This is a genomic window from Paraburkholderia sp. LEh10, assembly GCF_017814945.1.
In the GTDB taxonomy this organism is placed as follows: Bacteria; Pseudomonadota; Gammaproteobacteria; order Burkholderiales; family Burkholderiaceae; genus Paraburkholderia.
This window is the reverse complement of sequence record NZ_JAGIPX010000015.1, coordinates 138,428-158,779: the sequence shown is the minus strand read 5'-3', so window position 1 is coordinate 158,779 and position 20,352 is coordinate 138,428. Positions and strand designations below refer to the sequence as shown.

Annotated in this window: 19 protein-coding genes and 1 riboswitch; of the genes, 7 read left to right on the top strand and 12 right to left on the bottom strand. The window is 64.9% G+C overall.

Annotation, left to right across the window (positions count from 1 at the left end):
- Positions 1 to 6: 6 nt before the first annotated feature.
- From lnt to J8I87_RS15380, 7 genes are all read right to left on the bottom strand, one after another.
- Positions 7 to 1,719 carry an apolipoprotein N-acyltransferase gene (gene lnt, locus J8I87_RS15410; protein ID WP_209932312.1) on the bottom strand — a complete coding sequence of 571 codons (1,713 nt, stop codon included), beginning with the start codon at positions 1,717 to 1,719 and terminating at the stop codon, positions 7 to 9.
- 37 nt (positions 1,720 to 1,756) lie between these two features.
- A complete protein-coding gene (locus J8I87_RS15405) occupies positions 1,757 to 2,653 on the bottom strand; it encodes an HlyC/CorC family transporter (protein WP_209932311.1) in 897 nt (298 codons plus the stop codon).
- Between the two features lie 242 nt (positions 2,654 to 2,895).
- Positions 2,896 to 3,549 carry a gamma-glutamylcyclotransferase gene (locus J8I87_RS15400; RefSeq protein WP_209932310.1) on the bottom strand — a complete coding sequence of 218 codons (654 nt, stop codon included), beginning with the start codon at positions 3,547 to 3,549 and terminating at the stop codon, positions 2,896 to 2,898.
- Positions 3,550 to 3,644: 95 nt separating this feature from the next.
- Complete coding sequence (gene ybeY, locus J8I87_RS15395) at positions 3,645 to 4,106, bottom strand: rRNA maturation RNase YbeY (protein WP_209932309.1); 462 nt, start codon at positions 4,104 to 4,106, stop codon at positions 3,645 to 3,647.
- Positions 4,107 to 4,136: 30 nt separating this feature from the next.
- Positions 4,137 to 5,210 carry a PhoH family protein gene (locus J8I87_RS15390; protein WP_209932308.1) on the bottom strand — a complete coding sequence of 358 codons (1,074 nt, stop codon included), beginning with the start codon at positions 5,208 to 5,210 and terminating at the stop codon, positions 4,137 to 4,139.
- Between the two features lie 34 nt (positions 5,211 to 5,244).
- Positions 5,245 to 6,627, bottom strand: a complete 1,383-nt coding sequence (gene miaB, locus J8I87_RS15385) for a tRNA (N6-isopentenyl adenosine(37)-C2)-methylthiotransferase MiaB (RefSeq protein WP_209932307.1) — start codon at positions 6,625 to 6,627, stop codon at positions 5,245 to 5,247.
- Between the two features lie 193 nt (positions 6,628 to 6,820).
- Positions 6,821 to 7,855 carry a LysR family transcriptional regulator gene (locus J8I87_RS15380; protein WP_209932306.1) on the bottom strand — a complete coding sequence of 345 codons (1,035 nt, stop codon included), beginning with the start codon at positions 7,853 to 7,855 and terminating at the stop codon, positions 6,821 to 6,823.
- 114 nt (positions 7,856 to 7,969) lie between these two features.
- Here J8I87_RS15380 and J8I87_RS15375 point away from each other — a divergent pair, with 114 nt between their 5' ends.
- From J8I87_RS15375 to ribB, 4 genes are all read left to right on the top strand, one after another.
- A complete protein-coding gene (locus tag J8I87_RS15375; RefSeq protein ID WP_209932305.1) occupies positions 7,970 to 8,365 on the top strand; it encodes a VOC family protein in 396 nt (131 codons plus the stop codon).
- 20 nt (positions 8,366 to 8,385) lie between these two features.
- Positions 8,386 to 9,564 carry an MFS transporter gene (locus J8I87_RS15370; RefSeq protein ID WP_209932304.1) on the top strand — a complete coding sequence of 393 codons (1,179 nt, stop codon included), beginning with the start codon at positions 8,386 to 8,388 and terminating at the stop codon, positions 9,562 to 9,564.
- Between the two features lie 320 nt (positions 9,565 to 9,884).
- Complete coding sequence (locus J8I87_RS15365) at positions 9,885 to 10,589, top strand: helix-turn-helix domain-containing protein (protein WP_209932303.1); 705 nt, start codon at positions 9,885 to 9,887, stop codon at positions 10,587 to 10,589.
- Between the two features lie 75 nt (positions 10,590 to 10,664).
- Positions 10,665 to 10,831, top strand: a riboswitch (FMN riboswitch).
- Positions 10,832 to 11,056: 225 nt separating this feature from the next.
- On the top strand, positions 11,057 to 11,788 hold the full coding sequence (ribB, locus tag J8I87_RS15360) for a 3,4-dihydroxy-2-butanone-4-phosphate synthase (protein ID WP_209932302.1): 732 nt from the start codon (positions 11,057 to 11,059) through the stop codon (positions 11,786 to 11,788).
- 1,179 nt (positions 11,789 to 12,967) lie between these two features.
- Here ribB and J8I87_RS15355 read toward each other — a convergent pair.
- The 5 genes from J8I87_RS15355 to J8I87_RS15335 all read right to left on the bottom strand — a co-directional run bounded on the left by J8I87_RS15355 (position 12,968) and on the right by J8I87_RS15335 (position 18,093).
- Entirely contained in the window at positions 12,968 to 14,236 is a 1,269-nt protein-coding gene (locus J8I87_RS15355; RefSeq protein WP_209932301.1) for a class I SAM-dependent RNA methyltransferase, read from the bottom strand.
- Between the two features lie 76 nt (positions 14,237 to 14,312).
- Positions 14,313 to 15,026, bottom strand: coding sequence for a membrane integrity-associated transporter subunit PqiC (locus tag J8I87_RS15350; RefSeq protein ID WP_209932300.1), 714 nt, complete (start codon positions 15,024 to 15,026; stop codon positions 14,313 to 14,315).
- On the bottom strand, positions 15,023 to 16,660 hold the full coding sequence (locus J8I87_RS15345; RefSeq protein WP_209932299.1) for an intermembrane transport protein PqiB: 1,638 nt from the start codon (positions 16,658 to 16,660) through the stop codon (positions 15,023 to 15,025). Before J8I87_RS15345 ends, J8I87_RS15350 begins: the two co-directional genes overlap by 4 nt.
- Positions 16,653 to 17,336, bottom strand: a complete 684-nt coding sequence (locus tag J8I87_RS15340; protein ID WP_209932298.1) for a paraquat-inducible protein A — start codon at positions 17,334 to 17,336, stop codon at positions 16,653 to 16,655. Before J8I87_RS15340 ends, J8I87_RS15345 begins: the two co-directional genes overlap by 8 nt.
- A gap of 7 nt (positions 17,337 to 17,343) precedes the next feature.
- On the bottom strand, positions 17,344 to 18,093 hold the full coding sequence (locus tag J8I87_RS15335) for a paraquat-inducible protein A (RefSeq protein WP_209932297.1): 750 nt from the start codon (positions 18,091 to 18,093) through the stop codon (positions 17,344 to 17,346).
- 415 nt (positions 18,094 to 18,508) lie between these two features.
- Here J8I87_RS15335 and J8I87_RS15330 point away from each other — a divergent pair, with 415 nt between their 5' ends.
- From J8I87_RS15330 to J8I87_RS15320, 3 genes are read left to right on the top strand one after another with little or no spacing between them, the layout of a single operon-like run.
- A complete protein-coding gene (locus tag J8I87_RS15330) occupies positions 18,509 to 19,081 on the top strand; it encodes a cytochrome b (RefSeq protein ID WP_209932296.1) in 573 nt (190 codons plus the stop codon).
- A gap of 8 nt (positions 19,082 to 19,089) precedes the next feature.
- Positions 19,090 to 19,653: a YceI family protein gene (locus J8I87_RS15325; protein ID WP_209932295.1), complete on the top strand. Its 564-nt coding sequence runs from the start codon at positions 19,090 to 19,092 to the stop codon at positions 19,651 to 19,653.
- A 41-nt stretch (positions 19,654 to 19,694) separates the two neighbouring features.
- Positions 19,695 to 20,264, top strand: a complete 570-nt coding sequence (locus J8I87_RS15320; RefSeq protein WP_209932327.1) for a YceI family protein — start codon at positions 19,695 to 19,697, stop codon at positions 20,262 to 20,264.
- Positions 20,265 to 20,352 lie beyond the last annotated feature (88 nt).

Here is a 20,352-nt window from a genome sequence, read left to right as displayed (position 1 = left end):
TTGATCTTAGCCGTTGCCGCCGCGCTTTGACGCGCCGTTCGCGCCGCTGTTGCCGTTCGACCTCGCTCGGCCAGGACCGAACGCAAATCCAAACGCGAGGAACAGCAGCGAGACGGCGAGCACGGTATTGTTGCCGCTCGTCACATACGGCGTGGTGCCCGTCGTGCCCTGAACGGTCGCGTCGATCGAGCCTGCCGTAAATGCGGGCATGCGCGCGATCACGTTGCCGTGCGCATCGATCGCGGCCGTTGCGCCTGTGTTCGTCGCGCGCAGCATCGGGCGCCCGGTTTCGAGCGAGCGCATGCGGGCGATTTGCAGATGCTGGTCGAGCGCGATGGTGTTGCCGAACCATGCGAGATTCGTCGAATTGACGAGCACGCCCGCTGGCATCGCGCTCTCGCGAACCGTGCGCGCGATTTCCTCGCCGAAGATGTCCTCGTAGCAGATATCGACGGCGACCGGCTGGTTGTGCACGACGAACGGCTTCTGCACTGCCGGGCCACGCGCGAAATCGCCCAGGGGAATGTTCATCAGATTGACGAACCAGCGAAAGCCCCACGGCACGAACTCGCCAAAAGGCACGAGATGATGCTTGTCGTAGCGGTACACGCCCGCCTGGCCCGGCGTGATGCCGAACAGGCTGTTCGTATAGTCGACCACGCGTCCCTCCGGCGTGATCGTTCCACCGATAGCGCCGAACAGGATCGACGTATTCGTCGAGTCCGCGAAACGGCGCACGGCGAGCGCGAACGACTCGGGAACGGCCTGTGCGAGCACGGGAATTGCTGTTTCCGGCGTGACGATCAGGTCGGCGGGCTTCTCGGTGATCATCCGCTGGTATTCGTCGATGGCCGCCTTCACGCCAGATTCTTCGAACTTCATGTCCTGCTTCACGTTGCCTTGCAGCAGACGCACGGTGAGCGATGCGTTGGCGGGCGTCGTCCACGAGACGAGCGGCAGCAGCAGGCCCGCGGCGATCAGCGCGATCGCGATCACGGCGGGTGTGACGACGCGCGCCGCGGCTGAAGACTCGCCCGCATCGCGATTGGCGTCCGATCGCGCGCGCAGCACGGCTTGCGCGATCAGCGCGGCGGCAAGCGCCATCACCCAGCCGACCCCATATACGCCCGCAATCGGCGCGAAACCGGCAAACGGACCATCGACCTGCGCATAGCCGCCCGCCAGCCACGGAAAGCCGGTGAACACAGTGCCGCGCAGCCATTCGCCGATGGCCCACGCGCTCGCGAACGCGAATGCGCCGTGCCAGGTCGGCGAAAACGGCTCGTCGTCGACGAGCTTGCCGTTGCGCGCGTGTCCCGCGCAGAACGACCAGATTCCCGCCGCGAGCGCCGGATAGACGGCGAGATACATCGAGAACAGCACGAGCGCCGCGCCCGCGAGGGGGGGCGCCATGCCGCCATAGAAATGCATGCTCACATACAGCCACCACACGCCCGTCACGTAGTTGCCGAAGCCAAACGCGAAGCCGGTGAACGCCGCGCTTTTCCAGCCCGTCGTGCGCGTGAGCCACGCGAAGAAGAACACGAAGATCGCGAGTTCGAGCCAGCCGCCATGCGGCGTCGGCGCAAACGACAGCGTATTGAGCGCGCCGGCAGTGGCTGCGGCGAGGTAGTGCCACCACGGCATCGTCCGGCCGCGGGTGTTCGCTGCGTCGGACGTCACGCCGCGGCGCAGACGGGAGGTGATCGGGTCGGCCATTATTGCGTGGTCGGCTGGAACGGAAAACTCAGGGGAATCAGGTTTGCACGTGCTGGGCGTCGCGTTCGCGCTGCCCCGCGAGCGGGTCGCGGCGCACGAGCAGCATGTGAATCTGGCGGGCGTCGGCGCGCAGCACTTCGAAGATCAGGTCGTCGAGTCGCACTTTTTCGCCGCGATGCGGCACGCGTCCGAAGTGATGCGTGACGAGTCCGCCGATCGTATCGACTTCCTCGTCGGAGTAATGGGTGCCGAACTCCTCGTTGAACTGCTCGATCTCGGTCAGCGCGCGCACGCGGTAGCGGCCGTCCGGCGACGCGATGATGTTGCCGCTCTCCTCGTCGAAGTCGTACTCATCCTCGATGTCGCCGACGATCTGCTCCAGCACGTCCTCGATCGTGATCAGGCCCGCGACGCCGCCGTATTCGTCGACGACGATCGCGATGTGATTGCGGTTCACGCGGAAGTCGTGCAACAGCACGTTCAGGCGCTTCGATTCGGGAATGAACACGGCCGGGCGCAGCATCCCGCGCACGTCGGCTTCTTCTTCGGCGTAGTAGCGCAGCAGGTCTTTCGCGAGCAGCACGCCGATCACGTTGTCGCGGTTGCCCTCATAGACCGGGTAGCGCGAGTGACCCTTTTCCAGCATGAAGGGGATGAAATCGGCGGGGGCGTCGGCGATGTTGATCGCGTCCATTTGCGCGCGCGGAATCATGATGTCGCGGGCGCAGAGCTCGGAAACCTGGAACACGCCTTCGATCATCGACAGCGAATCCGCGTCGATCAGATTGCGCTCATGCGCGTCCTGCAGGATTTCGAGGAGTTCGCCGCGAGAATCGGGCTCGGGCGAGATGAAATCGGTCAATCGCTCAAGAAGCGAGCGTTTTTCGTGGGGTTTGTCGCTGGAATGGCGTCGACTGGGATACGTGTCGTTCATGGTGGTGCGCCCGAAAAGCTGGGCGCGCTGTTGCAGAGCGTTAAGGATACACCACGCGCGTGGCAGGACCGTGTCCCGGGGAAATCATCGATTTCGCGGCAAATGCCGCCGGGTCGGCGGAACACACTTGCTTTTATCCTAACTGATATCCGGGCGGCGGGGGCGGCAGGTCAAAATTAACAAGCTTTGCCCGTATCTGCGACGGTTCTGGTGGCAGATGCGCCCGCGCAGGGCAAAAGCACTCATCCCCTGCACCGCGCGAGCAGCGCCTCCAACGCCCGATCCGGCATCCCGCTCGCCCGCAACGCCTCGACCGTCCGGCTCACGTAGTCAAGCGTCGTCCCATAGCGTCCCGACGCGCACCCGAGCACCGTTCTCACCACTTCGTCCGAGAGCTTGCCCGTGTACGACGGCACCTCGCGCCGCATCACAAACGCGAGGGCGGCGACGCGCCGCCCATCCGCGAGCACGCACGGCAGCCACGCGGGCCGGTATGAGCCCATCGCCATTTCACGGCGCCACAGTGCTTCGAGATGCGGCATCGCGCCGTCCGCCGCGAGCCGGAACGCGATGCCGCTGCACGAGCCGCCGCGATCGAGGGCGAGCACGAGTCCCGGCTGCTCCGGCGTGCCGCGATTCACGCGCGACCACAGATACAGCCCACGGTGATAACCGTGCACGCGCGAACGCATCGCTTCCGCCGTCGGCAGGCCCGGGTTCCAGATCAGCGAGCCATAGCCGAACAGCCACAAATCGCTCGTGCCGTCCCAGCCGTTCAGCGACGCATTCAGCGACGCCCGCAACTCGTCGTCCGTCAAAAGCCGCGATTCGCCAAGCGAGGGCGGATAGCCGGGACAGGGCGGAAGCGTCGGCGGGGAGGAAAGGGGCTGGCTCACGGTGGTTCGATCGGTTCGCAGGCTGACTTGAGGATCAGAGCCTGCGATCGAAAGCGACGTCGGGCTCTGTCGCGCGATACTGTTGCTGTCGAGCCTTATTCGTACGGGTCGGGGAAGCCGAGCTTGCCGAGCACTTCGGTTTCGATGGCTTCCATCTCTTCGGCTTCTTGTTCGTCTTCGTGGTCGTAGCCCTGGGCGTGCAGCGTGCCGTGGACAAGCAGATGCGCGTAATGCGCTTCAAGCGGCTTGCCCTGCTCGCCCGCTTCTTTCTCGACGACAGGGCAACACAGGATCAGATCGCCCGTCACGGGATCGTCGTCCGATTCGGCGTATGCGAACGTCAGCACATTCGTCGCGTAGTCTTTGCCGCGATACGTGCGGTTCAGCGTACGGCCCTCTTCGGCATCGACGAACCGCACGGTCAGTTCGGCGTCGGCGAAGAGCGCGGCCTTGATCCACCCGGCGACGGTCGCCTTCGGCAGCAGCGCCTTGTGCCCGGGCCACGCTTTTCCGGCGGGAAATTGCAGGTTCAGTGACAGTTTCGGGGCGCGGCTCATGCGTTGTTCTTCGTAGCGGTCATGTCCGTGTCACTTCGCTGCGTCCGCGGCGTCCACTTCTTTCTTCGAGGCCGCGTCGTACGCCTCGACGATGCGCGCGACGAGGGGGTGCCGCACCACGTCCGCGCTCGTAAAGCGCGTGAGCGCGATGCCGCGCACGTTGGCGAGCACCTGCTGCGCCTCGATCAGCCCGCTCTTTTGCCCGCGCGGCAAGTCGACCTGCGTCGTGTCGCCCGTGACGACCGCCTTCGAGCCGAAGCCGATACGCGTCAGGAACATCTTCATCTGCTCGGGCGTCGTGTTCTGCGCCTCGTCGAGAATGATGAACGCGTGATTCAGCGTGCGGCCGCGCATGTACGCGAGCGGCGCGATTTCGATCATCTGGCGCTCGAACATCTTCGCCGTCTTGTCGAAGCCGAGCAGATCGTACAGCGCGTCATAGAGCGGCCGCAGATACGGATCGACCTTCTGCGCGAGATCGCCCGGCAGGAAGCCGAGACGCTCGCCCGCCTCGACGGCGGGGCGCGTCAGCACGATGCGCTTGACCTGATCGCGCTCCAGCGCGTCGACGGCGCACGCGACGGCCAGATACGTCTTGCCCGTGCCGGCCGGGCCGACGCCGAACGTGACGTCGTGCGACACGATCTGCTTCAGATACTCGCGCTGCGCCGGCGTGCGGCCGCGCAGATCGGCGCGGCGCGTGTACAGCTTCGGGCCGAGCTCCTCGACGTCCTCGTCGCCTTCATGCGCCGGTTCGTCGAATGGATGATCGGGATCGCCGCGAAAACGCGCGTCGACACCCGTGTCGCCATCGCCGTTCGGCCGGCCGCCGTTGCCCGGATGGCGCGCTTCGACGAGCGCGAGCTGGATATCGTCGACGGACAACGGATCGCGTGCGCTGTTGTAGAAGTTTTCGAGTGCATTCAGCGCGACTTTCGCACCGCGCCCGCGAATGCTGATGCGGTGCCCCCGGCGTTGCAGCGTGACGTCGAGCGCCTGCTCGATCTGCCGCAGATTTTCGTCGAGCGGGCCGCATAGGTTGGCAAGCCGTGCGTTGTCGTCGCGCGGCGCGGTGAATTCCAGATGTTGCTGAGAGGTCTTCAAGGCTTTGAATCTGTCCTGTCAGTCAGTGCATTGCTTAATGAGTGGCCGTTGCCGTGTCGTGAACCATCACGAGTTCGCCGCGCAGCGAGTGCGGGTACGCATGCACGATCTTCACGTCGATCATCTGGCCGATCAGGCGCGCGTGCGACTCCACGGGCGCGGGAAAATTGACGACGCGGTTGTTCTCGGTGCGGCCCGCGAGTTCGTTCGGGTCCTTGCGCGCGGGGCGCTCGACCAGAATGCGCTCGACCTTGCCGACCATCGCCTGGCTGATGCGCTGCACGTTCTCTTCGATGGTCGCCTGCAGATGTTGCAGACGGCGCAGCTTCACTTCGCGCGGCGTGTCGTCGTGCAGGTTCGCGGCGGGCGTGCCAGGGCGCGGGCTGTAGATGAACGAGAAGCTCGTGTCGTAGCTCATGTCGTGCACGAGCTGCATCATCTTGTCGAAGTCTTCTTCCGTCTCGCCGGGGAAGCCGACGATCATGTCCGTCGACAGCGACAGGTCCGGCCGGATCGCGCGCAGCTTGCGGATCACCGACTTGTATTCGAGCACCGTGTAGCCGCGCTTCATCGCCATCAGGATACGGTCCGAGCCGTGCTGCACGGGCAGGTGCAGATGGCTCACGAGCTTCGGCACCTTCGCGTAGGTGTCGATCAGGCGCTGCGTGAATTCCTTCGGATGCGATGTCGTATAGCGAATCCGTTCGATGCCGGGAATCTCGGCGACGTATTCGATCAGCGTCGCGAAGTCGGCGATTTCACTGGAGCCGGGCGTCGTTGCGCCACTGAACTTGCCACGATAAGCGTTCACATTCTGGCCAAGCAGCGTCACTTCGCGCACGCCCTGATCGGCGAGACCGGCGATTTCGGTCAGCACGTCGTCGAGCGGGCGCGATACTTCCTCGCCGCGCGTATAGGGCACGACGCAGTAGCTGCAATACTTGCTGCAGCCTTCCATGATCGACACGAACGCGCTCGGGCCTTCGACGCGCGCGGGCGGCAGGTGATCGAACTTCTCGATTTCCGGGAAAGTGATGTCGACCTGCGGACGGCCGCTCGCGCGGCGCTGGTCGATCATCTGCGGCAGGCGGTGCAGGGTTTGCGGACCGAACACGAGGTCCACATACGGCGCGCGCGACACGATCGACGCACCTTCCTGGCTCGCGACGCAGCCGCCGACGCCGATCAGCAGGTTCGGATTGGCTTCCTTCAGTTCGCGCACGCGGCCCAGGTCGGAGAAGACCTTCTCCTGCGCCTTTTCGCGCACCGAGCACGTGTTGAAGAGAATGACGTCAGCGTCTTCGGGGTTGTCGGTCTTGACGAGCCCTTCAGCAGCGCCGAGTACGTCGACCATCTTGTCGGAGTCGTACTCGTTCATCTGGCAGCCGAAGGTCTTTACATAAACTTTCTTGGTCATCGAGTGTTCGCCGGTCGCAGTAATTAACCTGGGGGCGTCAATAAAGGGTGAAGAGACAAAAACGCGCGGCGCCGCGGCGCGGAGAGACGGGCGAATCTGAGCGCCCGAGACGCGTTTTTACAGCGTAGTCCCACATTATAGCCCTTTGGGGCGTGGGGCTTTGGCGGCGTGCCGGGGCGAGCGCGGGCGTTTGCTATGCGCGCGATTCCCGCTTCGCCGACGCCTTTCGCGTCCGTGCTGCCGTTTCTGGCGTTTCTGGCGTTCCGCCGCGCCGTGCTCGCGCGCCGCCTGGCGGCTGCGGCAAGCCAAGCTGCGCTTCCAGTTCGCCCGTCACTTTGGCGAAGCGGTCGGCGAGAAAGTCCAGCAGCACGCGCACGCGCGGCGCCATGAAGCGGTTGCGGTGGTAGAGCGCGTGCAGCGGTGCGTCGGGATAACGCCAGTCGGGCAGCAGCACACGCAGGCCATCGCTTTTCAGATCGGCTTCGACGTCCCACATCGACTTGATCACGATGCCGTAGCCGCGCAGCGCCCATTCACGGGCGACGGCGCCGTCGTTGGTTTCGCGCGCCGATTCGAGCGGCACGGTGTAGGTGAGCGTTTCGTCGCCGCGCGTGAAGCGCCATTCGTTGACAGGCCCGGACGCCGTGCCGAGCACGATGCAGTCGAAGCGCGCGAGATCGAGCGGATCCTTCGGCTCGCCGCGCCGCGCGATGTAGTCCGGCGACGCGCACAGCACGCGCGGGTTCGGCGCGAGGCGGCGCGCGACGAGCGAGCTGTCCTGCGGAATGCCGAAGCGGATCGCGAGGTCGATGTCTTCCTGCACCAGATTCGACAGCGAATCGGACAGCGTCAGCGCAAACGTGACGTCGGGGTAAAGCGCGTTGAATTCGTCGAGCCAGTGCATCAGCAGGTTGCGGCCGAAATCCGACGTCGCGGAGATGCGCACCTTGCCGCGCACCGCGTTCTGGCCGGCCTGCAATGCGGCTTCGGCGTCGTCGAGCGCGCGCAGCGCCTGCTGGCAGCAGTTCAGATACAGACGGCCTTCGTCGGTCAACCGCAGTTGCCGCGTCGTGCGCTCGAAAAGCCGCGCCTTCAGCCCGCCTTCGAGCTTCGCGAGGCGCGCGCTGGCGGCAGCCGGCGTGACACCGAGCTTGCGCCCGGCCGCCGACAGGCTGCCCTGTTGGGCCGCTTCGACGAAGAGGCGAATGTCACCTAGATTGTCGGTCATTATTCGACGGCATTTGAAAATCCTTCAAATCGTACGCCAATTATCAAAATCGTGCGGTTCGCCGAGAATCCGATCCTGAAAACGCGGAGTCCGCGTTTACCCGGAGTTCGCATCATGCATCTCGACCACGCGACGATCGTCACCCCTGATCTCGACGCCACCCGGCGCTTTTTCGTCGATGTCGTCGGCTTGACGGACGGTGCGCGGCCGCCGTTCGGCATCAGCGGCCACTGGCTATGCGCGCAAGGCCGCCCCGTGATCCATCTCGTCGATTCGACGCTGCCGGGCCACGTCGGCCGCGCGAGCCCGCGCATCGACCACATCGCGTTCCGTCTCGACGGCGACGATGCGCGGCAGGCGCTGCTCGCGCGCCTCAACGCAGCGGGCGTCGTGTACCGGATGGCCGATGTGCCGCTCTCGGGTGAAGTGCAACTGTTCGTCGCGCTCGCGAGCGCTGTCGTCATCGAGTTCGTGACGGCGGCGCGCAACGTCCAGCGCGCGTCCTTCTGAATCGTCGTCTGGAGCTTTTCATGCCCATTCCGTTGCTTGCGCTCGCGATCAGCGCATTCGCCATCGGCACGACCGAGTTCGTCATCATGGGCCTGCTGCCCGACGTGGCGAAAGATCTCGCCGTTTCGCTTCCTTGCGCCGGTCTGCTCGTCAGCGGGTATGCGCTCGGTGTGGCCGTCGGCGCGCCGCTGCTCGCCGTCGTCACCAGCAAGATGCCGCGCAAGCTCGCGTTGCAACTGCTGATGGGCGTGTTCATCGTCGGCAACGTGCTGTGCGCGATTGCGTCGGACTACCCGGTGCTGATGATCGCGCGCGTCGTGACATCGTTCGCGCATGGTTCGTTCTTCGGCATCGGTGCGGTGGTGGCCGCGTCGCTCGTGCCGCAGGAAAAGCGTGCAAGCGCGATCGCGCTGATGTTCACGGGCCTCACGCTCGCAAACGTGCTCGGCGTGCCGTTCGGCACGTTCATCGGCCAGCAGTTCGGCTGGCGCGCCGCGTTCTGGATCGTCGCCGCGTTCGGCGTGCTGTCGCTTGCCGGCATCACGGCGCTCGTGCCGAACCGTCATGACGCGGGCCCGGCTGGTCTCGGCCACGAAGTGCGCGTGCTGAAAGAGCCGCAAGTGTGGCTTGCGCTGACGATGACGGTGCTCGGTTTCGGCGGCGTGTTCGTCGTGTTCACCTACATCGCGCCGATCCTCGAACAGGTGAGCGGCTTCACGCCGCACGGCGTCACGCTGATTCTCGTGTTGTTCGGCGCGGGGCTGACGCTCGGCAATACGATCGGCGGCAAGCTCGCGGATCGTTCGCTGATGCCGTCGCTGATGGGCATTCTGATTGCGCTCGCCGTCGTGATGGCCGTTTTCGCGCATACGAGCCACTCGCAGGTCGCGGCGGCGATCACGGTGTTCGTCTGGGGCATCGCGGCGTTCGCGACGGTGCCGCCGCTGCAGATGCGCGTGGTCGAGAAGGCGAAGGCCGCGCCGAATCTCGCGTCCACGCTGAACATCGGTGCGTTCAATTTCGGCAATGCGGGCGGCGCGTGGCTCGGCGGTCTGGCGATAAGACACGGGTACGGGCTCGATGCGTTGCCGTACGTGGCCGCCGTGGTCGCGCTCGCCGCGCTGGCCTTGACCTGGATCGCCGCGCGCATGGATGCGCCTGCTGCTGTCGTGTCGCCGGAAGTGCGCGAGCGGGCCTGATGCCGGCGCCGGGCCGCGTCGCGAAGGTCACAATCGCGGTCCGCGCCCGAATGACGTTGCGATCTGCCGCGGTTTGCCAGCCGACGAAGCGCGAGCAGGCGTCCTTCGACAAAAGGCGCTTGCTGTTTTCAGCGGCTACGCGCGCAGCGTTGCTCCAGCGCTGCCACGCGTGCTGAACGCATCGCACGCTAGCGCATAAGCGTCCTCTGCGATCGTGATAACAGTGTGAAGATAACTTCGTTGGGACGCTGAAAACGGGATGCTAGGCTTGCCTTCACTGATGCTCGCTCCGCGTTTCGGCGGGGCGTCTGGAGGCAACCATGCAATCACCGCTTGCACTGGTGCGCGAGCGCGCGCACGACAATCACGAAGCAGCTCACCCTCACGACGAAGCGCGTGCATCGGAGTTCGATGCGCTCGAGCGCCGCGTCGGTGTGAATCTCGCGCGCCTGCGCGCCGAGCGCCAGTTATCGCTCGATGCATTGGCGCGTGCGTCGGGTGTCTCGCGCGCGATGCTCGCGCAGATCGAATCGGCGCGCAGCGTGCCGTCGATCAAGGTGCTGTGCAAGGTCGCGGCGGCGTTGAAGGTGTCGGTGGCGGCGTTCCTGCGTCAGCATGCCGTGAACGGCTTCGAGCATTTGCCCGCGGATCGGACGGCGCGCGTCGTCACGTCGAATGGCCGCTACTGGACGCGCGCGCTGCATCCCGATGCCGAGCCGGCGGCAGCGGAGTTTCACGAGTTGCGCATCGCGCCGCTGCATACCGAGCCGGGCACGCGGCGCGCGCCGGGTACGACGGTGAATCTCGTCGTGAGCGTAGGGACGATCGAAGTCAGCGTGCACGATCGACGCCAGTTGCTCGCGACAGGCGACGCGATCGTCTTCGACGCCGACCAGCCGCACAGCCTGCGCAATCCCGGTGACACGGAAGCGCGCGCATTTCGCGTGACGGTGAACGCGGAGACGCCGCCGCGCTGGGAAGTGCCCCACGACGCGCCGCTCGCGCCCGCCCATTCCGGCGCATGACATCGTCTGCGCGCGCGGCCTGCATGCCGCGCGCCGATGCGGTATGCTCTGCGAGCCGGATCGATCCGGCAATCAGTACGTCTTCAGGGCGGGGTGAAATTCCCCACCGGCGGTATGCAGGCGGCGCGCTTCGTGAAGCGCGAGTCTGCGAGCCCGCGAGCGCCTGCGCCGTTGTGGCAGGGTCAGCAGATCTGGTGAGAGGCCAGAGCCGACGGTCAGAGTCCGGATGGAAGAAGATGTGCAGATAGTCATCTGACTGTTCCTGTCAGCGGGAGTGGGCGCTTTCGCGGCTTGCTCCCGTCCCATCCGACATGGTTGCGGCTCTGCCGCTCGTTGCGATGAGCGGCGCGCGGGTTCGTTGTCCGTGCGACGCATGGGGTAGCCGTTCGCGGCCGGCGGGGACGCGTTTGTCTGTTTGCAATGCCCTGAAACGTTTTTCGCCCACACTCTTGCGAGGAGCGTTTCACATGTCCGTAGTATCGAAGTCTGCAGCATTCGCCTGGCCCGCCCCGTCCGCAATCGCCGACGACGCGAGCGCCGATCTTCCCCTGCTCGCCACCGAACCCGTCCCGCCGCGCATTGCCGTTGCGCTTGCCGCGTTGCGCGAAGGCCGCGCGGTCGTGCTGCAGGACGACCACGATCGCGAGAACGAAGCCGACCTGATCATTGCCGCCGAACGCATGAGCGTCGAGATGATGGCGCTCTTCATTCGCGAGTGCAGCGGCATTGTGTGCCTGTGCCTGACGGACGAGAAGGTCCACGCGCTCGAACTGCCGCCGATGACCGCGCACAACGAGAGCCGCAACACGACGGCGTTCACGGTATCGATCGAGGCGCGCGAGGGCGTATCGACGGGCGTGTCGGCGGCGGACCGCATCACGACGATCCGTGCCGCGATCGCCGATCATGCGAAGCCGTCGGACATCGTGCGTCCGGGCCACGTGTACCCGCTGCGCGCGATGCCAGGTGGCGTGCTGGCGCGCCGCGGGCATACGGAAGGCACGGTCGATCTGGTGACGCTGGCGGGCCTCAAGCCAGCAGGCGTGCTATGCGAACTGATGAACGCGGATGGAACGATGATGCGTGGCGCCGATGTTGAGAAGTTTGCTGCGCAGCACGAGATGCCGATGTTGACGATTGCGGAGCTGGTTGAATTTCGTTGCGCGTTGGCTGCGGCGCGGGAGTGTGTCGAGGTTTGAAGGGGACCTTCGAGGGATTTTCGGTCTGGGTGGTCAACCGCGCGGGCATCGGCGATGCGGTGCGCTTTGCTTTTTCGCTGGAATCCGCGATGCGGTTTGGTTTGCCGGTGTCGCTGGCATCCGCGATGCGGTTTGTCATTTGCCGCTATCGCTGGCATCCGCGATGCGGTTTGGTTTGCCGCTGTCGCTGGCATCCGCGATGCGGTTTGGTTTGCCACTGTCGCTGGCATCCGCGATGCGCCTCGCGGCGCGGGCGTTGCCCCTGTGCGGGGCGGCACCTACTTTCTTTGCCGCGGCAAAGAAAGTAGGCAAAGAAAGCCGCTCACACCGCTAGTTCTTGACCGTTACCCACGGGCCCGCAACATCCCCATGTTTGTCGCGGCAGTGTGCTGGCCCATGTCCGTTACCAACGCACTGACTCGGGTCTCACCCGCTTCATGCCCCTGCGTTGCAGACCACGCCCTCGATTATTCAGCGTCCCCATGCGGCAAACCTATGTAGGCATTCGCGCCATCAGAACACCTTTGCCGCGTGATGCGCGTACCCGGTTCGTGCGCTGGCCTGTGATACGCGACGACCAACATAGGTTTGCCGCAAAGCGGCACTGAAACATCTGGCACGGGTAGTCGCTGTGCGAGCGCGTGAAGCGGGTGAGGCATTCAATCAGCGCGCGCGCAACGGGCAAGTTCAGCACGCTGCCGTGCGAAGTGCGGGGACGTTGAGAGCCCGTGGACAAGGGTCAAGCATTGGCGGTGTGAGCCGCTTTCTTTGCTTACTTTCTTTGCGGCGGCAAAGAAAGTAAGTGCCGCCCCGCACAGGGGCAACGCCTGCGCCGCGAGGCGCATCGCGGATGCCAGCGATAGCGGCAGAACAGACCGCATCGCGGATGTCAGCGAAGGCGGCAGAACAGACCGCATCGCGGATGTCAGCGAAGGCGGCAGAACAGACCGCATCGCGGATGCCAGCGACAGCGGCAGAACAGACCGCATCGCGGACGCCACAGCGGCAGAACAGACCGCATCGCGGACGCCAGCGACAGCGGCAGAACAGCCCGCATCGCGGATGCCAGCGACAGCGGCAGAACAGACCGCATCGCGGACGCCAGCGACAGCGGCAAAAGCGAACCGCATTCGCAAATGCCAGCGAAAGGCAAAACCAACGCACACCGGGAATCGAAATTCACTCCGATCCAGGTCTCTGCCTGACACTCCCCGCCACAAGATCAAACCTGAACAACCGGCACTCAAGTGCCCCGTTATACAACGGCGTCTTCGCAGACTCGCGCAACCGCAATTGCCCCGGCAGCTTCCGGTCCGAAGTCAGCACAAACGCATGCCATCCGGTAAAGCGCTTCTTCAACGCATCGCCGAACGACTGAAAGAACTCGGCGATATCCGCCGTATCCGCCTCCGCGCGACGGAAACCGCCTTCTTCACGTCCAGTATTGCGAATCTCGCCTCGCGGCCCGCGTCCGCGCACTTCGATCCGCTCGCCATACGGCGGATTCGCAACGAGGATGCCCGCTTCGCCGACAGGCGGCATCATGTTGCGCGCGTCGATCTGCTTCAGCGGCAACGCCGGAAAACCCGCGCGTTCGAAGTTCGCGCGTGCCTTGTCGAGCATGTTGACGGAGATGTCGCTGCCGAAGATCAACAGATCGCCGCGGCCCGCACGCGCCGCGCGCTTCGCGTCCTGCGCGGCGACTTTCAGCGACTGCCAGGCCGATACGTCGTACTGCTTGAACTTCTCGAAGCCGAAGCGACGGTCGACACCCGGTGCGATGCTCAGCGCCACTTGCGCGGCTTCCGCGAGGAACGTGCCGCTGCCGCACATCGGGTCGTATAGCGGCGTGCCCGGCGTCCAGCTCGTCAGCCGCAGGATACCCGCCGCAAGGTTCTCGCGCAGCGGCGCGGCGCCCTTGTCGAGCCGCCAGCCGCGTTTGAAGAGCGGCTCGCCGGAGGTGTCGAGATACAGCGTGCAATCGGTGGCCGTCAGGAACGCGAACACACGCACGTCGGGCGCGCCCGTGTCGATGCTCGGACGCGCACCCGTCTTGTCGCGCAGACGGTCGCAGATCGCGTCCTTCACGCGCAGCGTCGCAAATTCGAGGCTGCGCAGCGGCGACTTGATTGCGGTTACATCGACGCGCAGCGTCTCGTTGGCCGAGAACCATTGCTCCCAGCGCTGTTCGAGCGCGAGCGCGTAAATGTCCTGCTCGCTGCGGTACGGGCGGTGCGCGATCTTCAGCAGCACGCGGCTCGCGATCCGCGAATGCAGATTGGCGGCCATGCCGGCTGCCCAGCCGCCCTTGAAGTGCACGCCGCCCGGCACCTGCGCGCCGGCGGTGAACGGCGCGCCGTTCAGATGACGCGCGGCGATCTCGGCGAGTTCGGCGGCGAGCGCGGCTTCGAGGCCGCGCGGGCAGGGGATGAAAAATTCGAAGGACATGGAGGTTGCCGTCAGGCGTGGATCAAGGCGACATTGTACGCGGTCGCCTTGCCGCGCCTTCGGGCAGGTGCCGGGCTCAACCCTTGGTCCCCGCGTTCGAAGCCGGCGCGGACGCGGATGGCGAAGCAGCGGGTCCCGTCGTCGAAGCCGGGCACGTCACAACGGCGCCGCGCGCTGGCGCAGCCGCGAGATTGCGCACGGCGGCCGCGATCTCCGTCGAAATCTGCTGAACCGCTCGCCGATGACCGCCGGCGAGCGCATCGTAGCCGCCCGCCACCGCCTCGCTGACGACGCTGCGGCACGTCAGCACCGCCTGCGTGCGCACGGCGCGCACGCTCCACACGGCGTCGATCAACGCGCGCGAGCCGGGCCACGACTCGAAGCGCTGCACGTTCACGCTGACGCGATACACGGGCACGCGATCGGGATACGGCGTGCCATACACGTCGATCGTGCCCAACTGCTGCGTGAGCGAACTGGACAGCGCGCGGCGGATCTCGTCGCCGGGCAGCGATGCCCAGCGTTCCTGTTCGAGCACCTGCACCTGGGTCGGTCCTGTCTGCACGACCAACTGGTTTTTCGCGACTTGCGGCGGCACGTCCACGGGCGGCACTTCGATCAGGAACGACGGGTTGCTCGCCGTGCGCAACGCATCCGGCGATGTGTCGCCGGACGAGAGCGTGTAAAAGTGGCTCGGCGGCGACGAGCATGCGGCGAGCGCGGAAAGCAGCACGGCCGGCAGTGCCAGCGCGGCGACGCGCATCGTTCGGGTGACGCGTGCGGACGTCATGGCTTCTCTCCTGGTTTGCCGCGCAGCAGCGATTCGGGATGGCGTTCGAGGTAATCCGACAGCGCGTTCAGCGATTGCAGCGTGCGCGTCAGTTCCTGCAGCGCCTGGTGCACGTCGGATTGCATCGGCGAGTCCTGCTGTAGCGTCGCTTCCGCCGTGCTGAAGGTCTGCTTCGCGGCCGCCAGTGTGTCGCGTGCCTGCGGCAGGACTTCCTTGTCGAGCCGGCTGAACAACTGGTCGGCGTTCTTCAGCGCGGTGTTCAGGTTATTGCCGATCTGGTCGAACGGCACCTGATTGAGCTTCTTCGCGATATCCGCGATTTGCAGCTGCAGCTCGTCGAGCGAGTTCGGCATCGTCGGCAGCTCGATTGGCTCGCGTGTGACGTCGACGGTTGCGTGCGGCGCCTTCGGGAACAGGTCGATCGCGACGTACAACTGACCCGTCAGCAGATTGCCCGTGCGCAGCTGGCCACGCAGGCCGTGCGCGACGAGCGCGAGCAGCATCTTGTGGCTCGCGTCCGTGCCCGTGTCGGGCATCGGCTGGCCGAGCGTACGTCGGCGCAGCCGGTCAGGGTAGAGATCGATCGTGACGGGCATGTTGAAGTTCTTCGTCATCGGATCATATTCGACGCCGATATTCGTCACCTGGCCGAGCACGATGCCGCGGAAATCGACGGGCGCGCCGACGGACAGGCCGCGCAGCGACTGGTTGAAGTTCATCACGACGCGCACCGGCTCGCCGTCGGGCTCGCGCATCGCGTCGGCTTCGTCCGAGCCGAGCCGGAACGTCATGTTGTTCGGCGCCTGCACGCCGACGGCCTGGCCCGGCGGCGACTGGAACGCGAGCCCGCCGACGATCACCGTCGCGAGCGACTGCGTGTTCAGCTTGAAGCCGCTCGAATCGAGCCGCACGTCGACGCCGCTCGCGTGCCACCAGCGCGAGTTCGTGCCGACGTACTGATCGAATGGCGCGTTGACGAACACCTGCACGGTGACGCCCGTGCCGTCCTTGTCGAGCGAGAAGCGCGTCACCTGACCGACCTGCACGCGCCGGTAAAACACGGGCGAGCCGATGTCGATCGAGCCCAGCGACTCGCCGTGCAACGTGAACTGGCGTCCTTTCTGATCGACGGTGACGGCGGGGGGCGATTCGAGGCCCACGAACTCTGTCTGCGTTTCCGTCGAACGGCCGCCGTCCACGCCGATGTACGCGCCCGACAGCAGCGTGCCGAGTCCCGACACGCCGCTTGCGCCGATGCGCGGACGCACGACCCAGAAGCGGCTGTCTTTCACCGCGAAGTCTTCGGCTTCCTTCGTCAACTGGACCTCGACGTTCACGCGCGAGTGGTTCTTCGCGAGCTTGATCGTCTTCACGAAGCCGATGTCGACGTCCTTGTACTTGACCTTGGTCTTGCCCGGCTCGAGCCCTTCCGCGGTGGTGAAGGTGATGTTGATGGTCGGCCCTTTCTCGATCACCGACTTGACCACGAGCCCCACGCCGATCAGCGCCGCGATCAGAGGTATCACCCACACGAGCGAAGGCAGCCAGCCGCGCTTGGCGACGATCTCGGGTTCGGGCACGGGTTCGTTGTTCGGCGGGCCGGAGGGCGGCGTCGGCTCTTGAGGGCTATTCATGTGGCGGGTCCTGAGGTTTTGCGGCTGTTTTGCGGCTCGCGCGGGCTGCGTCGCCCGTGACTTTGTCCACGTCGTCCCAGATGAGGCGTGGATCGAATTGCATCGAGGCGATCATCGTGAGGATCACGACCGAGCCGAACGCGAGCGCGCCCGGTCCCGCCGTGATGACGGCCAGCGACTTGAAGCGCACGAGCGCGACCGTCAGCGTGATGACGAAGATGTCCAGCATCGACCAGCGGCCGATGCGCTCGACGATCCGGTAGAGCTTTGTGCGTTCGAGCGGGCGCCATGTGGAATGGCGTTGCGCGGTGATGGTGAGGAGCGCGAGCACCGTGAGCTTGAGCATCGGCACGAGGATGCTCGCGACGAACACGATGATCGCGAGCGGCCAGTCGCCCGAGATCCAGAAGTAAACAACGCCGCTCATGATCGTGTCGTCCTCGGCGCCGAGCAGCGACGTCGTGTGCAGCACGGGCAGCAGGTTAGCGGGAATGTAGAGCAAGGCGGCCGCGATCAGCAGCGCCCAGGTGCGCATCAGGCTGTCGGGATTGCGCCGGTGCAGGACCGCGCCGCAGCGCGTGCAGCGTTGCGGCTCTTTCGAGCGCACGCGCGGCTGCACGCGCGAACACGCGTGACATGCGACGAGACCGGCGCGCGAGGCCGTGAGGTATTTCATCGGCCGTTCATCCCCGGTGCGGCGATCCATCGACATCCCTATCGCCTGCCTCGCCTGCCTCGCCGCTCTGGCGCTGCTCGTTGCGCGCGTCGCGCTGGCTGGCTTCGCGTGCTTCTTGTTCGCGCTGATGCCGCTCGCGCCGCGCCTGCAGCACGCCCAGGCCTTCGGCGACGTCCCACAGCGTACGCGGATCGAAGGTGACGACCACGACGAATATCAGCGTGAGCGCCCCGAACGCGAACATCGCGGCTTCGGGAATCACGCGCGCGATGCTGACCATTTTCACGATCGTCACGAGCACGCCGAGCATGAACACTTCGATCATGCCCCACGGACGCACGAACTGGATCGCGCGCAGCACCTGATTGAAGCAGGGCGGCACATAGCCGGCGCGGATCGGGATCAGCAGATAGAGCAGGGCGAGCAGTTCGGTGAGCGGAAAGAGTGTGGTCGAGCAGAACACCATGATCGCGACGATCTGCATCCCTTCGTCCCATAGCGCGACAATAGCGCCGAGCAGACTGGTCTGCGACGTGATGCCGTTCGTTTCCAGCTCAACGATCGGAAATCCCTGCGCGATGAGGAACGTGATCAGCGCGGCGAACGTCATTGCCGTGATGCCGTCTAGCCGCCCCGACGCGCTCCAGTACAGCATCGCGCCGCACCGCTGGCAGCGCGCGACCCGCCAGCGTCCGAGGCGGGGTTTCTGGAACAGCGCGTCGCATTCGTGACAGGCAATCAGATGATCATGGTCCATGCAGGCGATCAGAAAACGGGAAGCGGTGTTGTCGTCGTGTTGGTGGCCGGCATATTACAGACTGTTACCGCGCACTGCCGCGCCTCGCGCTGGCGCGCGTGCGAGCGTCGCGCGGTGCACGGCTTGGGGGCAATAGTATCAAAGCTCGTATCGATGACGTTCGTAAGGCCGCCCCTGCCGATATGACGGCGCCGGGCAGGCATCGCCCATGCGTTGTAGGCTTTGTCCGGCAAATGCGGCGCACGCGGGTTCAACCGGCATTAGCAAGTATCGCGCCGCGCCAGAAGTGGCCGGCCAGTTGCCGCCGCTTGCGGTACGATTAGCGCCGCGCAAGCCGTTGGCGCCGAGGCCGGGCGCAAAGGGAATAACGGCATCGGCTGTGTCGTTTAACTTTTATGTCGGCGTCGGTTCTGTCATGGCACATACTTCTTCGTTTCATTCGTTCTCTGCACGCGGTTCGTCGTACACATCGACGGCCATCGCGCTGCACTGGCTTATCGCACTTCTGATCGTCGGCGGATTCGCGCTCGGCTGGGTGATGACGGATATCCCCGGCTTCACGCCGACCAAGCTCAAATACTTTTCGTGGCACAAGTGGATCGGCGTGACGGTATTCGCGCTCGTCGTGCTGCGCATCCTCTGGCGCGCCACGCATGCCGTGCCGCCGATGCCCGCGCACATGCACGCATGGCAGCGTGGTGTCGCGCATCTCACGCACTTCCTGCTTTACGTGCTGATGGTCGCGATTCCTGTGTCCGGTTATCTGTATAGCTCCGCGGCGAACGTGCCTGTCGTCTATCTCGGGCTCGTGCCGCTGCCGCGCCTGATCGCGCCCGATCCGCACCTGAAGGAAGTGCTGAAGTCCGTTCACAGCGCGCTCAACTACACGCTGCTCGCTCTGGTCGCGCTGCATGTCGTGGCGGCCCTCAAGCATCAATGGCTCGATCGCGATGGCCTGCTGTCGCGCATGCTCCCTTTCCTCAAATAAGGACAAACATGAAGGTTTTGTTCTATCGCTATATGCTCGCCGCGTTTGCTGCGGCATCGTTGGCCGCGTCGGGCGGCGCGTTCGCGCAGGTCGACATGGGCAAGAGCACGGTCACGGCGATCTCAAAGCAGATGAACGTGCCCGTCGAAGGCAAGTTCAACAAGTTCACTGCACAGATCGCGTTCGATCCGTCGAAGCCGACCACAGGCAGCGCGCAGGTGACGATCGATACATCCAGCTATGATCTCGGCGACGAAAGCTATAACGAGCAGGTGCGCGGCAAGGACTGGTTCGATTCGAAGACGTATCCGACGGCCACGTTCGTCTCCAGTGCAATTGCTCCCGCCGGCAACAATCAGTTCAAGGTGACAGGCAAGCTGACGATGAAGGGCAAGTCGCAGACTGTCGTCGTGCCCGTCACGGTGGCGAAGCAGGGCGCCGCACAGGTTTATGACGGCGCGCTGTCCGTCAAGCGCTCGCAGTTCGATATCGGCACGGGCGAATGGAAGGACACGTCGGTGGTCGCGGACGATGTGACGATCAAGTTTCATATCGTCGCCGCGAGCAAGTGATCTATCGCACGCAGAACAGCAAGGAGAATAAAGTGAATCCGATGCTTTTGATCGCGGCTGGCGCGCTGGCGTCATCGCTTGCAGCGGGTGCATTTGCCGCCGACACCTATCAGCTCGATCCGGCGCACACGTATCCGAGCTTCGAAGCGGACCACATGGGCGGCGTATCGACCTGGCGCGGCAAGTTCACGAAGAGCTCGGGCACGGTCACGCTCGACCGCGCCGCGAAGACGGGCACCGTGGATGTGACCGTCGACACATCGTCGATCCAGATCGGCAACACGAAGCTCGAAGAACATCTGCGTTCGGACGATTTCTTCGACGTCGCGAAATATCCGACGGCGGCCTACAAGGGCACGGCGATCAAGTTCGACGGCGACACGCCGGTTGCCGTCGACGGCCAGTTCACGTTGAAGGGCGTCACGAAGCCGCTGAATCTGAAGATCGAATCGTTCAAGTGCATTCAGCATCCGGTGCTCAAGCGCGAAGTGTGCGGCGTCGAGGCGACGGGAGAGTTCAATCGCGCGGACTATGGGATGGACTTTGGCACCAAATATGGCTTCAACATGAAGACCGTGCTGCATATCCAGGCGGAAGGCATCAAGCAGTAACGCCTTTTGCGGCGGTGCGTGTCAGCAGGACCGCTTCGTCGGCGTTGCCGGCGAAGCGGTTTTTTTATTGGCGCGCCTGCACCTGGCG